The sequence below is a fragment of the Hymenobacter sp. genome (assembly GCF_036387835.1).
GTDB lineage: Bacteria > Bacteroidota > Bacteroidia > Cytophagales > Hymenobacteraceae > Hymenobacter.
The window spans coordinates 38,449-54,205 of record NZ_DASVSY010000065.1 but is presented as its reverse complement, the minus strand read 5'-3'; the positions used below and the strand labels follow the sequence as shown (position 1 = coordinate 54,205).

The window sequence follows — 15,757 nt, the reverse complement described above, 5'->3', positions numbered from 1 at the left end:
AGAGACGCGAAGTATCGCGTCTCTACATCGAACAACCCGGGCTGCCCCTATATAAACACGTTGGCACCTGTCTACACAACGTCAGCAACGCCGACACGCGAACCGAAGGTCGGCGCAGCTAAGGGCTGTGTCTCAACAACCTAGCGGCGCGCTTTCTATCCTAGTCATTTCTCTTCTATTATGCGTGTGGAAACAAGCAATTCCCATCTGGTCGGTCAGCCGCTAAACCGGGTCGATGGAGCCCTTAAAGTGACCGGCCAGGCCCGCTACACCGCCGAAATACCGGTGCCGCACGTCACCCACGGCGTGCTGGTGCGCAGCACTATTGCCCGGGGCCGTATCACGCACATCAACACGCAGGAAGTTGCGCTGTACCCCGGCGTGCTGGCCGTGCTCACCCACGAAAACGCGCCCCGGCTGAAGCAGCCCGATGAGTTCGACCCAAGCAAGCCCGAGCCTAGCGCGGCCCCCACTACGCTGGTGGCCCTTAACACCGATGAGGTGTTCTGGCACGGGCAGCCGGTGGCCATGGTAATAGCCGAAACGCTGGATCAGGCACAGGAAGCGGGGGCGCGGCTGCAAGTCAGCTACGCCCCCGGCGGACCCGCCCGTTTGTCGCTGCCAGCAGAAAAGCCCCACGCTTTCGTGCCGAAAAAGGTGATGGGTGAAAAGCCGGAAGTACGGAAAGGCGACGCCGAAGCAGCTCTGGCCGCGGCTCCTTACAAGGTGGACTGCACCTACCACACCCCGCCCTACAACCACAACCCCATTGAAGCCCACAACACGCTGGCGTATTGGGAAGGCGAGCACCTGACCGTGTACGATTCCAGCCAGTACATCACCGGCGGGCAAAAGATGCTGGCCGAAATGTTTCAACTGCCTCCCGACAACGTGCGGGTGATTTCAGTTTTTGTGGGTGGGGCCTTCGGTAGCAAGGGCCGCGCCTGGCCGCACGTGGCCCTAACGGCCATGGCGGCCAAAGTGGTGGGGCAACCAGTGAAGGTGGACTTACCGCGCAGAGACATGTTTTACATGGTCGGCGGCCGCACGCCGAGTGAGCAGCGCGTCGCCTTGGGCGCCGACGCCACCGGTAAGCTCACGGCCCTTATCCACACCGGCATCACGGCCAGCTCCACCAAAAACACTTTTCCCGAGCATTTCTCCTTTCCGGCCCGCCACCTCTACGCCTGCCCCAACCTACTGATTCAGCAGCAGCTCGTGCGCCTCGACATGGTGCCCAACACCTTCATGCGCGCCCCCGGCGACGCCCTGGGCATGAATACGCTGGAAGCCGCCATGGACGAGCTGGCCTACACCCTCGGCATGGACCCCGTGGCGCTGCGCCTGCGCAACGACACGGCCGTTGACCCCACCGAGCGAGTCCCGTTTTCTAGTCGGCATCTAAAGGAATGCTTCGAGCTAGGGGCCGAGAAGTTCAACTGGCAGCAGCGCAACCCGCAGCCCCGCTCGATGCGCGACGGCGAATGGCTGATTGGTTGGGGCACGGCCAGCGCCTACTACCCGGCCAACAAGCGCCGGTCGGAAGTTAAGATTATCCTTAGCGCCGATGGCACGGCGGTAGTGCAGTGCGGTACCCACGAAATGGGCAACGGCACCTCTACCATCATGACGCAGTATGCGGCTGAGCAGCTAGGCCTGCCCATGACGCACGTCCGCTTCGAGTACGGCGATACGCACCTGCCCAAAGCCAGCGGCAGCTATGGCTCTACCACCACCGCGACGGTGGGCGCAGCCGTGACCGAAGCGTGCGAAGCACTCAAGCGCCAAGTGCTTACTCTGGCGCAGAAAGGCAAAGGCTCCCCTCTGCGCTACGCCACTTCGGCCGAAGTTGAGGCCCGCGCGGGTGGCTTATTCCTGAAAAGCCAGCCCACTCAGGGTGAAAACTACGTTGCCCTACTAGCTCGCCACGGTCGCAGCAGCCTCGAAGCCAGTGGCCAGACACCCGCGGGCTGGTACGATAAGCTAACCCAAGCAGCCTACTCGTTTCAGTCGTTTGGGGCGCAGTTTTGTGAAGTGCGCGTGCACCAAGATACCGGTGAAGTGCAGGTTACGCGCTGGGTGGGCGTGTACGACTGTGGTCGCATCCTCAATCCCAAAACCGCCCGCTCGCAGTTTCTTGGCTCTATCACCATGGGTATCGGCATGGCCTTGTGGGAGGATACGGCCTGGGACCTACGCGACGGCCGTATTCCCAACGCTAGCCTGAGCGAATACCACGTACCCGTTGCGGCGGGTCTGCCGTCCATTGAAGCGTACGCTCTCAACATCCCCGACCCCCACACGCCTATGGGAGCCCACGGAGCCGGCGAAATAGCCATGACCGGCGCCGCCGCTGCCGTAGCCAACGCTGTGTATCATGCCACAGGCCGGCGCGTGCGCAGCTTACCCATTACCCCCGATAAGCTATTGTAAATGAAGCTGTAAAGCATTCAGACAGATAGACAAACTCTTTTGTCAGCACGAAACTGGTGTGGCTGGTGCGAAACAACTAGCTATGAGTACCCGACGAGACTTAAGCAGCTAAGTGCTACCTTGGGCTGTCGGTTTGCTGATGCAAACTAGGCAGTAAGTTAAAGATATACGGCTAGCATTATGCGCAAGTAATTTTGCATTTTTCCGGAATAGCTCGAATGGCCTCTTAGCTTGAAGGCAATCATTCAATTGGACAGAGGCAGCTTACACTACGCCTGAAGCGGCATTCAACGAAAGCAGGAGCGACCAAGCAAGGGTTAACAAGCAATAGCGCTAGTTTAGTGGCTTGTAATCTTCTTAGTTTTCTAGTTGCTATGCTCCGAGTTTCTATCCAGCGAACCGTCGGGATTGATACAGGCCTGCTCAAGTCTGATAAAAAGGCGGAGGCTTACTATGTAGTTCAAATCAAAAATAAACTGCGGGAAGTTCAGTGTCCAGTCCACGGCACGCGACCTTACATTCACTTGCTACCCGAGTTCGGGGGCTACGCCGTCAGCCTAGAGAATGAGTGCTGCCAAGCGTTCAGCGACTTGTGCCTTCAAAAATTACACTAGCCAGTCCACACTAATTTCAGAAACGAAATAGAGCCGCTACCCAACAGAGCAGCCTGTAACCGGCGACCTAAACGGCGCCGGTTACAGGCTGTCAATCTGATGATAAAGTGCTACAGTTATGTTGAATGAATGCTAGCAGGGGACGAGCTGCCATATAGTATATCCACCACCGACCTATTGCATAAATGGGCAATTACGGAACAGTAAATCTTCAACGAAGCACTACAGGCAAATTAGCACCAGGCTGGCGTATGCTACTTTAGAAGGATGTGTGAGATTAGGTAACCAGCCATAGAAGGACTATCACACCTACTTTACCACCGGGCAGTAAATCTTGTGTGCGCAACAAAACGTTCTGCTTGTTTCCCTCCCCAAGCACTGGCTGCGTGGCAAATGGCAGACAACTGTCGGGTTGTAGCATTAAACCAACGCGCATTACAACCACAGCTCACCACGCTATCATAAGACTGAGTGGCCAACCGGTACCCGCTGTGACGCAAAACATTGATGTCTAAGCGGTAACGAATGGGAAACAGAACTACGCGCCATCCTCTGTAGGTAGTCGAAGTCATAGTAAGACTACGGCACAAAGCATTAGCACGCGTGAATGGAGGAACGGGGAAAGACAGTAAATCAGAAATAAAACCTGAGCGATACATGGAAAAGCATGTAAGAGTTGGAAGCTGAGAAGTGTTGCTAAGGGCAGGCAGGCACCCTAATAGCGAGGTCGTGGAGAGACATCCTAAAGCCGTTTAAAGACCAAAGCGATGTTACTAAAGCAGAAGGGCAGAGCTGAACATTCGCAGACGATAGTGTGCCGTTCTAGTGTAGAAGCTGCCCTAATAGTACAAGAGAGCCTACGTGTAGGCAGGACACTTGGCAGTTGAAGCTAGCTGAACACACGACACACCAAGAAATGCAGAGGCCCGAAGGCTAAAAGTTGTGGGAACTTAACCGCATACGTGTCCACTCTCCTACGATGCCGTAGGGACGTACCTTAAAATCCAGCGTCCTAAAGGAGCTGACCGATGTAAACTCGGCTACATTGATTTCGTGGCATTACGCCCGTACGGCACGATTCACATTGGAGTAGATAGATTTGTTGAAACGAAGATAATGTACTTATTCTATTTTCAAATGATTTTAATTCTATTTTAACTTAAAAGAGTCATAATATGCGAGGAAGTGGCTGCATATGCTGCTTGGTATTAAAACTTTTTCATGATTATTTATAAATATTATTATTAACAATATTAACATTGGCAGGGAACTGTTGCATTGAAATTTTTATAATAACTGGCCGACAGTAGTTGACCAAAGCTTTTTTGATCTTAAAAAAATTAAATTAAGTAGGCTATATTCTCAACTCGGCTGCTATGTTCCAAGGTTATTTCTTATGATCCTTACCTTTCTATTGTCGCGTTGAGCGCATATGATCAACGAAAGGCGATAGTTTTTTACAAGCAGCCCATTTTGTAAGTATATACTGCGGGAGTGCAGGCGCATCGAGGTGCACAAAGAGACAGGTAGGTTGCCCCCGCACGGCATCGGGGTCGGAGTAATGGGCGTAGAGCACAGGGTTTTTGTAGGTGCCATTGCCCAGGTCGGGTACCCATACCTTTGACAGCGAAGCAACTTGAGCCGATACTGAGCCTGATAGCAATCCAAGCATCACTAGCAATAACAGGCCAAGCCAACGGTACTTGGGTGCTATTGCAGTGGCTAAGAGAGCAGGCAGAACTTTCATAGAGAGGGAAGCAAAAGAGATTAGCGAATGGGGCGGAAAAGAAAGAGGAGCCAGGAGGAAGTTCTAAGCCTTGTTTTTAATTCAGCGTTGAATCAGAAGATGGGATGCAGGGTGTTTTTCATATTCAATTGTAGTGCAAACAAATTGCTCTGTTGGCCCCAAAGCCACTGCCAAGGGGCACTTCACATGATTGGCCGTATCAAGTCGAAGCCAAAGAGTACGCTACGCAGGCATTTTTGCTGGAAATGAAAGCTGGAAGCCAAGCCGCGAATAACTGAACCGTCTAACTTTTAGTAGTTGCACTCTGAACCGTTAAAAAGGCAAATATGGAACACGCAGCCATTGCTCGCCAACGAATACAAAATCAACTGGTTGGGGCGGAAAAGGGCGCTGATCCGGCGGCAGTAGTGCGCTGGATGGGTGCTATGCAGGCGCAGGATTACGGGCAGGTGGTGTGGGCGGTTGGACTACGCACGCAAGTCCCGTCTCGCCTGGCGGTTGAGCAGGCGGTTGCCGATAAAACCGTCGTGCTAACTTGGCTCATGCGGGGCACCATCCACTTTGCCTCTGCCGAAGACACCATGTGGCTGGTGAAGCTTTTCGGTCCTCGGCTATTGGCTGCCGCAGGCACAAGGCGCAAGCAGCTAGAGCTGGATCAAGGAGTTATCAACCAAAGCAAAGCGCTTTTCTACGAGGCCCTGCACGGCGGCCAGCCGTTGACCCGGTCGGCGCTGATGCAGTTGCTGGAGCAAGCCGGCATCCGCACCAACGGCCAGCGCGGCTACCATTTGCTGTGGAGCCTTGCCTTGGAAGGTTTCTTGTGCTTCGGCCCGCGGCAGGCAACCGAGCAGACGTTCGTGTTGCTGGAAGAATGGGTGCCTAATGCGCGCAATTTATCCAGGGAAGAATCACTGGCCGAGCTTGCGGCCCGCTATTTTACCAGCCACGGGCCGGCCACTCTGCACGACTTTGCCGGCTGGCTGGGTCTACCCGTCGCGGAGGCCCGGCAAGGACTAGAAGCCATACATGCAAGCTTATCTGCAGAAAAAACAGCCGGCAAAACCCTGTGGATGCCCGCAACTCCCACCATTGCCTCGCCTATAGCCAGGCTTTACTTACTGCCCGGCTTCGATGAGTACTTCCTAGGATACAAGGACCGTAGTGCCGTGGTAGCCACCGAGTATTTACATAAAATCTGCCCTCGCCAAAACGGTGTGTTCAAGCCAATGGTGGTAGTTGATGGGCAAATTGCAGGCACATGGAGCCGGAAAATCAATAAGAGCTCTATTGACTTTACTGCCAACTTCTTTCTGCAAACCCAAGTCACGCAGCAAGAGGTAACTGAAGCAGCCGAACAATACTGCCACTTTTGGGGCCTACCGCTCGGCAGTGTAACCCTGCATGAGAGCCATCCAGGCTCCGCCGCTCAGAGCGGATAACAAGCAGGCTGAAGCGCAAAGCGCAGGCGTTGCGCTTCGTGCTTCAGCCACTGAAACAACCGTAAGACCATGCATGCCCTGACAAGCCTATCCTAAATGCCAGCCTTGGCGGTACTCGCGCTTCACGAATTGGTTGACTTCATCCAGATTGGTGATTTTCATCTGCTGATTATCCCACAGCAGTTCGATGCCACGACCGGGATAAATCATGCCCTTGCCCGAGGTGTTGGGGCGTTGCAGATCATAGCCCCGGATGGCCAGATTGGCCATGAGCAGCGCTTCGGTGAGCGGACCCGCCAGCTCGAAAGGCGAACTCACTTCCTTGTTGCCGTAGCCGGCCAAGCAGGCTTCCACCCATTGGCCGTAGTGGCCGTTGGCCCCCTGCGGCACGCGCGCCAACGTCTGCTTCACTTTCACTTCCTGGGTGCGCGAGGTCGGCAGCAAGCGGGGGTCGGCGGAGTAGGTACTGGCCATCATCTTGCCTTTCTTGCCCACGAAGAGGATGCCGTTGCCCCCGTCGCCGAATACTTCGTTGGGGCCTAGCTCGTCGGGACGTTCGGGCTGAATGCCACCGTCCATCCAGTGCAAGGTTACTTCGCCTTTGGTTTTGTTGGTTTTCGGGAAGGTGAGCGTGACGTGGCTGGAGGGCGGACAACTCTCGGGGAAGTAACCGCGTTTGAACTCATCGACGTACACGCTGCCCACGCTGGCTTGCACGGACTTGGCGTATTGCAGGTCCAGGACGCGGAAAGGAGCTTCGAGCAGGTGGCAACCCATGTCGCCGAGGGCGCCGGTGCCGTAGTCCCACCAACCGCGCCAGTTGAAGGGCACCAGCTTGTCGATGTACTCTTTGTAGGGCGCCGTGCCGAGCCATAGGTCCCAATCCAGCTCGGTTGGGGTGCTGGCTTTGGTGGTAGGCCAGGCAATGCCTTGGGGCCAAACGGGCCGGTCGGTCCAGCAGTATACCGTGTGCACGTCGCCGATAATCTTGGCGTCGTACCACTCTCGCAATTGCCGCACGCCGTCGTTGGAAGCGCCCTGGTTTCCCATTTGCGTCACCACCTTGTAGCGTTTGGCGGCCTCGGTCAGGGCGCGGGCTTCAAATAGGTCGTGGGTGAGAGGCTTTTGCACGTACACGTGCTTGCCGAGCTGCATGGCCGCCAGGGCCACTACGGCGTGGTTATGGTCGGGGGTCGAGACGGATACGGCGTCGATACTCTTGCCTTCCTTGTCGAGCATCTGCCGCCAGTCTTTGTAGTACTTGGCCTGTGGAAAAGCCTGCACCGATTTCGCGGCCCGGCGGTCGTCCACGTCGCAGAGGTAGCCCATCCGGGCTTTACCGGTTTTGGCGAAGGCCGCTATGTCGCTCTCACCCTTACCTCCTACCCCTACGCCGGCTACCACCAGCTGGTCGCTCGGGGCGGTGTAGCCTTTGCCCCCGAGCACGAAGCGCGGCACAATCATGAAGGTGGCCGCGGCCACGGCACTTTGCTTGATAAACTCGCGGCGGGACGGGGAATCAGGAGTCTTGCTCATAGCAGTTTAGAAAGAATGGGTAGGATGAGTGCGACGAAAAGATACGGATTTGTCCCACTTTGTCTTTGCGGCTGAAACTGCATCATCTCTCCTGCTTCCACTGAGCGTTTATTGGATACTGAATCTCATTCCAATGCCGGCGGAATCTGGGTGAAACTGTTACAACGATTGTACTCTGGTTCCCCTCGCCGCTTGAGGCGCGGCATGTCGGGACAACAGAATGCAGCTGGCCTGTAACTGCCTTATAAATTGCTACTTGTGACGCATAACACAATAGTAACTTCCCAATGAATAGCTGGATAGATTCGCGACGCTAGCTTTGGGTTAATTAGCCGCTGCCTTCGTTAGGCGCTAGCATCCTGTTTAGGGTTGGGCATTAAATGAAGCCGTTTACTTGCGTTCCGGCAAACGCCTTTCCACGTTTTTCAAGCACTTTAGAATCAATTTTTCCATGCGTACTGCTCATAAATTGTTGGTTGGATGTTGGTTGACAAGCGCTACTCTTTTTATTGACAGCGCCCAGGCGCAGCTGCCCACCAACAAACCAGCCAGCCGGGTGCTGCTGCCCAACGGCTGGTCGTTGAGCCCGGCGGGTACTTCATCCTTGCCCTTGGGCGATTTGCCGCTGAACATGCAGTTATCGGCCAACGCCAAGCTGCTGGCCGTTACCAACAACGGCCAGAGTCAGCAAACCATCCAGCTGATCGATCCGAATACCGAAAAGGTGCTCGATGAAAAGGCTATTGCCAAGTCCTGGTACGGGCTCAAGTTCAGCGCCGACGGCAAGCAGCTTTACGCCTCCGGGGGCAACGATAACGTTATTCTCGTGTACGGCACGGCAGGCAACAAGCTCGGTCAGCCCGACACGCTGCGGCTGGGTAAAGCCTGGCCCAAAGAGAAGATCAGCCCCACCGGCCTTGCGCTCGACGACAAGCAGCACCGGCTGTACGTGGTTACCAAGGAAGACAACTCGCTCTATGTAGTCGACACCCGCTCGAAAACCACAGTGAAGAAGGTGGCGCTCGGGCACGAAGCCTACGGCTGCCTACTCTCCCCCGACAAGAAGACGCTCTACGTATCCCTCTGGGGCGGCGATAAAGTGGCTGTCTACAACACCCAAACAGGACAGCTAACCGGTGAAGTTGCCACCGAAAGCCACCCCAACGAGCTGATCCAGACCCATAACGGCCGTTACTTGTTCGTGGCCAACGCCAACGACAACTCGGTTTCGCTGATCGACACCCGCGCCCGCAAGGTGCTGGAAGTGATTTCCACGGCACTGTACCCAACCAAGCTAACCGGCTCGACCACCAACGCGCTGGCACTATCGCCCGATGAGAAAACGCTGTACATCGCCAACGCCGACAACAATTGCTTGGCCGTATTCAATGTAGCTACCCCCGGAAAAAGCTCGTCCCGAGGCTTTATTCCAACGGGCTGGTACCCTACCAGCGTGAAAACGTTGGGACGCAAAATTCTGGTTGCCAACGGGAAGGGCTTTTCCTCTTTGCCGAATCCGGCGGGCCCGCAACCGGTCAAGAAAACCGATAATAGCGGTTCGCACGCGGGCGTCACCGGGCAGCAGGAGGTGCAGTACATCGGCGGCCTGTTCAAGGGTACCTTGTCGTTTATCAACCAGCCCGACGAAGCGCAGCTGAACACTTACTCCAAGCAAGTGTATGCCAACACGCCCTTCACGGGGCAAATAGAAGCCACCGGGAAACGGGAAGCCGGTAACCCAATTCCGCAGCGAACCGGGGAAAAGTCACCCATCAAGTACGTGTTCTACATCATCAAGGAAAACCGCACCTACGACCAGATTCTAGGTGATATGCTTGAAGGCAACGGCGATTCGTCGCTGTGCGTGTTCCCCGAGAAAGTGACGCCCAACCACCACGCGCTGGCCCGCGAGTTTGTGCTGCTCGACAATTTCTATGTGAATGCCGAAGTAAGCGCCGACGGCCACAACTGGAGCATGGCCGCCTACGCCACCGACTACACCGAAAAAACCTGGCCCACCAGCTACGGCAGCCGCGGCGGCACCTACGACTACGAGGGCAGCCGCAAAATAGCCTACCCCCGCGACGGCTACATCTGGGACTATTGCCAGCGGGCCGGCCTGAGCTACCGCAGCTACGGCGAGTTTGCCGACGAGGGCAAAGCCACCCTAAAGTCGCTGGAAAACCACATCTGCCCGAAGTCGCCTGGCTTCAACATGGACATCCAGGACGTGGAGCGGGTCCGGATCTGGAAGCAAGATTTCGATTCACTGCTGGCCCGCAATGCTGTTCCGCAATTCAGCACCATTCGCCTCAGCAACGACCACACCAGCGGCCAGCGCCGGGGCAAGTACACGCCCATCGCCGCCGTGGCCGATAACGACCTCGCCCTTGGCCAACTAGTAGAGCACTTGTCGAAAAGTGCCATCTGGAAGGAGTCGGCGGTGTTTGTGCTGGAAGACGATGCGCAGAACGGTCCCGACCACGTAGACGCTCACCGCTCGCCTGCCTTCATCATTAGCCCTTACACGCGCCGAGGCAGCGTCAACCACACCCTTTATTCCACCTCGGGAGTGCTGCGTACTATGGAGCTGATTCTAGGTTTGCCGCCCATGAGCCAGTATGATGCCGCGGCCCTGCCCCTCTTCGACTGCTTCGCTCCCATGCCCACCCTGACGCCTTACCAAGCCAAAGCCCCCCAGGTGGATTTAAATGCCCGCAACGTGGCCTGGAACAAAAGCGCCGAGAAGTCGGAGCACTTCAACCTAGCCAATGAGGATGCCATTCCGGACCTAGAGCTGAACGAAGTGATTTGGAAGGCCATCAAAGGCGAGAATGCCGTGGCACCAGCTCCTCGCCGGGGCGCCTTCCTGCAGCTAGAGCAAAAGCGCAAGGACGACGATGACGACGATGAATAAGCTAATTGCCGCAAGTCGTGCCAAGATCAGACCAGTTGTTCTCCGCATAAAGCATGGTATACGGCACTTGATGTACAAACTGTAACCCACACACGACCTATCAAACACACCTTACAGTAACCGTATAATCAACTTTAGCCTGCTTTTTTTACATCAGCGCTTCGGAAAGTTACCGTCGGCATTGTGGTTTTGCCGCGCAGCAAGGCTTTTAAAGAGCGATAACTGACGTAGATGAGGGTCATGTTCACCTTACTACCTGAGACCCGTCGCGTGTCGTAGTCAACCACCTGAAAGGAGTTGAAATCAAGCCAAAAGTGGTTGCAAAGGGCAGCAACAGTCAGGAAGCCAGAAATTTAGCATTGCATACCGTATAGCGGGTAGTTCTACCCTAAAATTGTACAGCCGGTGTATACGCTTTTAGTAAGTCGTTTGGCCTCCTAAAAGCGTATACACCGGCTGTACAATTTTACGAGGCCGGGTTACATGATTTAACCAAGTCAATGAGCCAACGGTCTATCGCTCTAGTGTTTCTCTTCCTACCTCTTGCGCAATGTTGAATCCCGCCGCGTTTTTCCTAAGTCAAGCAGAAGCTAGTTCTCAGGTTCACTTCATCTACAATCTGAAAGACCAGCGCGTTGAGTATGTGAATGAAGCCTATGATCGGGTACTGCACGGAAAGAAGGCGCAGGTCAACGAGGAACTACCCGCCCTGCTGGCCCACCTCCCCCCCGACGATCTGCCGTGGCTGCGTCGCTGCTGGCAACTCTGGCAACAGGGCCGGCTCTCCGATGAAGTGGAGGTGCGCCTACTTCGGCCAGGCAAACCCGATCAGTGGCTGTGCCTGATGCCTAGTTGGGAAAAAGATACTGAAGGCAATGTGCGGCTCGGGGGCACTCTGCGCGATATCACGACGGGCAAGCGCTATCAACAAACCAGCCTCAAATTCAGCAATAAGAAAAACACTGTGCTCGAGATTCTAGCGCACGACCTGGCCGGAGCATTCGTCTCGCTGCAGCAGCTGGCGGGCTACGTGCGCGAAGAAGTTAGCGCCCAAACACATCCGCAGTTAAACGAGATGCTGCACCTAATGCAAAGCACCAGTCAGCGCGGACTGCAACTTATCCGGGACTTAGTGGATCAGGAGTTTCTGGAATCAGCATCCATTCCCCTGAAGCGGGAGCGGGTAGACTTGCGCGAAAAAGTGCAGCAAAGCCTGGAGCCGCTGCAGCGACTAGCGGGCCAAGAAGCCCAGCAGCTCCGCCTGGAACTAGCCCCCGAACCAGTCTATGCCGACGTAGACACCAGCAAGCTTATGCAAGTTGTCTTGAATTTGGTAGGCAACGCCATCAAATTCACGCCTGACGAAGGCCTCATTTCAGTACGGGTGGAGTCGGTGCCCGATGGCGCACTCATCTCCGTAACCGACACCGGTATTGGTGTTCCCGCGCCGCTAATGCCGCACTTGTTCGAGCGATTCACGCAGGCGCGGCGCCCTGGCCTACGGGGTGAGCCTACTACTGGTCTCGGCTTGTCGTTGTGTAAAACCATTGTATCTCTCCACAAGGGCACGCTCACGGTAGTAAGCACGGAGGGCAAGGGGAGCACGTTTACGGTGAAATTGCCTGCTTCTACCCCACCAAGCACTTAAGGCAAGCCTTAAAGGCCAGAACGCGTGGCAGGCAACCGCTTATTTATGGTTGAGCACTCAACTAGGTTTGGCTATATTTTATAGAACAGCTTTCAATACGTGGAAACCATCCATAACCTAATGGCAAGGGATTTGCAGCGGTGAATATAGACCTCAACTATAGCCAGCGAGGCATCTCTATTTATTACTAAATATCATTCAAATACTATTTTGTTGCCTTAAAATTTAGTTTGATAAATAAGCTAAAAACTACCTTTAATAGCTACGGAGACTGTTATTAGATGTTTTATCTTTATAAAAAGCACAGAAATTCTATTGCACTCTACCGGCCGATGAACCCGTTATACTTCCAAACTCCACCGGCTATGCTTTCATCGAGCGAGAAAGAGCATTGGCTTCAGCGGCTTAGGAAAGCCGAAACCCTGGTGGGCATTGCCGACGCTGGAATACCACAAGTCAGTCTGGCAACCCTAGACTTGCTTCAGCGCTACGTGCGCGGTGAATTAACTCTGGACCAAGTTGTTCGCCTACAATCACAGCGTCTGCCTAATCACTAACGTTCGAGCAGCATACTTGTCTGACAATCATATAAGTATATAAAGCAGAAAACAGTAGCAACTATGTTTATGCGGCTAACTGGTTGCTGTTAACCCGCCTGATACCAAACCAGGCATCTTGTGCATCTTACCTGAGTTATAGTTTTTCCTTACTTCTACGACCACGGACCCAACTATACGCTTTACGCTCGGTCTGAATGGAGTAGGTCCGGGCATAGCCCTCGCTTTTATCTTCAGGCGTAACAGTTTATGGTTCGAAGAGATGAAAAGCCTCCTGATTGCGTTGGCTTACTGCTTGGCCCTCGGGGGCTGCGCTTTTTTATCCAGCTATTATTATCGGCTTAGTTTCAAGCAGCTAAAGCAAACGCTGGTTTTAATTGCTTTGCTGCCAGATGTTCTACTGCTGAATCACTTTTCCGAGCATTGAAGCCCGTGCTGGTTGACAAGTACTACAATCACAAACCGCACGTAGGCAAGCGAGTAGCTTGACCTCACCCTATCGGCACCCATGATGTGGGTCTGAGAAGCAACGCTGTTGCTTCTCAAGAAAGCAACGCTCTTTCTTGCTAGCTGAGTCAGCCTTTATGCTTACTGGCTTAGCTCAATTATATATAATTTCATATATTTAGTTAATCGTTTTGCTGCTCCGCTCTTGCAGGGTAGCGCTGGAGGCTTTAGAGCAAGCTTCGCACTTTCTATGGTATTCGCCTTTAGCCTTCGCGACAATGGCAAACGTTATGCTACCTAATCTTTGGTTGAGAATCTCTCTAGGCCACTGCTGCCCTGTTCTTTGCTTGAACCAGCAAGCAAGACCGTTCGCTTCTGTAGCTGTAAGGCAAAGTTGAAATTCAGGCTGGTGGGTACTGACCACGTCTAAGCAGGAAAAAACATCATACTCTGCAACGTCCTATGTTTCGGCAACTCTTTCGCTTCCTGGGTGAGTTGTACACGCTGATCTGGTCATTTCTGCTGACTGGTTTGTTGGGGGTGGCCTTGGTACTAGCGTGGCATCTCTACCAGGAAGAGCACTTTCAAAGCCAACTCGAAAGCCAGGGCAAACCCGTAACCGTGCAAATCAAGCAGGCTGACCGTTCCCAACGGGCGCTGTGGGATGCGTTGGGCAACGCCGTTTATGTACGCTTCACTTACCAAAATCGCACCTACGAAACCCGCTGTGTGAATGACACGGTCTGGCTGTCGGAGGGCGACCGGGTAACTTTGCTGTATCATCCGCAGTCAAATCGGTTTGGGCAACTGCAACAAGGGCCTCTTACCAGCAATAACCGGGTGGCTTCCCGCTTGCTTCGCTGGACTGTGGTGGCCAGTTTCACTCGGGAAACCAAGGCCCTTGGGCTCGTGCTGTTGCTTGCTATGGCTTTGTTTTTTATTGGGGCCAATATCCTGGTGCGCCTTACGGGCCTGCAATTCATTCACTCTATTGCCCGAAGTTTGTTTGTAGTTGGGCTCGGCGCATGCGCCCTGTTTTTCACTTACGACGCTTTCAAGTACTATCAATATATCGACCAACTAAAGCGTGAAGGCGTGAAAATGGAAGTGACGGTGGTGGACACGGACTGGCATGCATACGGTCGTAGTCGGCAACATCGTAGCTATCGTAACTGGGGCCTGCGCACCTACGAGGCCACCTTCGTATTCAATAAGCAGCAGCGGGCTATTGCCATCGACGAAGACGACTACAACAGAATCAAGGCTGGCGCCGCTCGCCTTGATGTGCTCTACAATGCTGCCCTGAATGATTTCATTGCGGTTACTTATTCCGCGTCTTTGTCTCAGGTGATCACGCCACTTTTCTTTTGGCTTCTGTTGGTATTATTTGCTCGGCCCGCTCTACCACGACCAGCCATGCCTCAATTGAACAGGTAGGTGCTACAATACTTGACATCAAGTATTCAAGCGGTAACAAAGCAGCAGGCAAGATTACGCTTGCCTTAGGAGCAGCCTCCTGCCCTACCCTGCCTTATAACTGGCCTTCATTGCTTCGGTAGCTGCCGATCTCCTACCTTGCGGCTCTTGTTTTTGCTGCCTGTGTTTGCTCCGTTGCCGTCGTTGTTGTCTTGGTTTGCCGTGCTGTTGGTGTTGGGCGCGGGCATGGTCTTCAGTGTCCGGACCGGAAAACTGACTGTGCCGGGTGCTGCCACGGGTGGAGTATTAGGCGTTCTGCTTTTTTTAGGGGCTGGCTTTACTGGCCTGGCGCTGCTGGGCGTATTTTTTCTACTCGGTTCGGCTGCCTCGGCCTGGAAACGTGCCGACAAACAACGGTTAGGATTAGCTGAGGCCAACCAAGGGCGCCGCACGGCCTATCAGGCGTTAGCTAATGCGGGCGTGGCCAGCACCGCTGGTTTATTGAGTTGGCTGCTGCCGGCACACGCTCCGTTTTTTCAGCTTATGGTAGCCGGCAGCCTGGCCGCCGCCACCGCCGATACGCTTTCCTCGGAGTTAGGCAATGTGTATGGCCGCCGCTACTATCATGTTCTTACGTTCCGGCCCGATGTACGGGGCCGAGACGGCGTAATCAGTGTGGAGGGCACTGCGCTTGGCCTGGTTGGCAGCACCTTGATTGCCAGCGTTTACTGCCTGGGGCTCGGCTGGTACCAGGGTTTTGGGTGGGTCGTACTGGCAGGCGCCGTTGGCAATCTGGCGGATTCCGTACTAGGCGCAACGCTGGAGCGGAAAGGAGTGCTCTCCAACAATGCCGTCAATACCCTCAACACGCTTGTGGGCGCTGGTACAGCCGCCCTCTGCTATGTGTTATGGCAACGGCCGTAAAGCTTGTTCTACAATCAGCAAGCACACTGGAATCTCCGTCCGGCAGTTCGCATTGGTAGCTAGTACGTTGATGCTAGCC

The 15,757-nt window shown here is 54.5% G+C and carries 7 protein-coding genes; 6 read left to right on the top strand and 1 reads right to left on the bottom strand.

Annotated features, from left to right (window positions below; all coding sequences use genetic code 11):
- Nucleotides 1-180: 180 nt before the first annotated feature.
- Both VF639_RS12160 and VF639_RS12155 read left to right on the top strand, forming a co-directional pair.
- On the top strand, nucleotides 181-2,433 hold the full coding sequence (locus VF639_RS12160; protein WP_331146175.1) for a xanthine dehydrogenase family protein molybdopterin-binding subunit: 2,253 nt from the start codon (nucleotides 181-183) through the stop codon (nucleotides 2,431-2,433).
- Between the two features lie 2,687 nt (nucleotides 2,434-5,120).
- Nucleotides 5,121-6,233, top strand: a complete 1,113-nt coding sequence (locus VF639_RS12155) for a winged helix DNA-binding domain-containing protein (protein ID WP_331146174.1) — start codon at nucleotides 5,121-5,123, stop codon at nucleotides 6,231-6,233.
- An 87-nt stretch (nucleotides 6,234-6,320) separates the two neighbouring features.
- On the opposite strand, the gene VF639_RS12150 is transcribed toward VF639_RS12155, so the two are convergent.
- Nucleotides 6,321-7,769: a Gfo/Idh/MocA family protein gene (locus VF639_RS12150; protein ID WP_331146173.1), complete on the bottom strand. Its 1,449-nt coding sequence runs from the start codon at nucleotides 7,767-7,769 to the stop codon at nucleotides 6,321-6,323.
- A 451-nt stretch (nucleotides 7,770-8,220) separates the two neighbouring features.
- On the opposite strand from VF639_RS12150, the gene VF639_RS12145 reads away from it, so the two are divergent.
- The 4 genes from VF639_RS12145 (at nucleotide 8,221) to VF639_RS12130 (ending at nucleotide 15,678) form a co-directional block, all read left to right on the top strand.
- Nucleotides 8,221-10,686: a bifunctional YncE family protein/alkaline phosphatase family protein gene (locus VF639_RS12145; protein ID WP_414654713.1), complete on the top strand. Its 2,466-nt coding sequence runs from the start codon at nucleotides 8,221-8,223 to the stop codon at nucleotides 10,684-10,686.
- A 550-nt stretch (nucleotides 10,687-11,236) separates the two neighbouring features.
- Nucleotides 11,237-12,334: a PAS domain-containing sensor histidine kinase gene (locus VF639_RS12140; protein WP_331146171.1), complete on the top strand. Its 1,098-nt coding sequence runs from the start codon at nucleotides 11,237-11,239 to the stop codon at nucleotides 12,332-12,334.
- A gap of 1,466 nt (nucleotides 12,335-13,800) precedes the next feature.
- A complete protein-coding gene (locus VF639_RS12135) occupies nucleotides 13,801-14,775 on the top strand; it encodes a hypothetical protein (RefSeq protein WP_331146170.1) in 975 nt (324 codons plus the stop codon).
- Between the two features lie 162 nt (nucleotides 14,776-14,937).
- Nucleotides 14,938-15,678 (top strand): DUF92 domain-containing protein, encoded by a 741-nt coding sequence (locus tag VF639_RS12130; protein ID WP_331146169.1) that lies wholly within the window; start codon nucleotides 14,938-14,940, stop codon nucleotides 15,676-15,678.
- Nucleotides 15,679-15,757 lie beyond the last annotated feature (79 nt).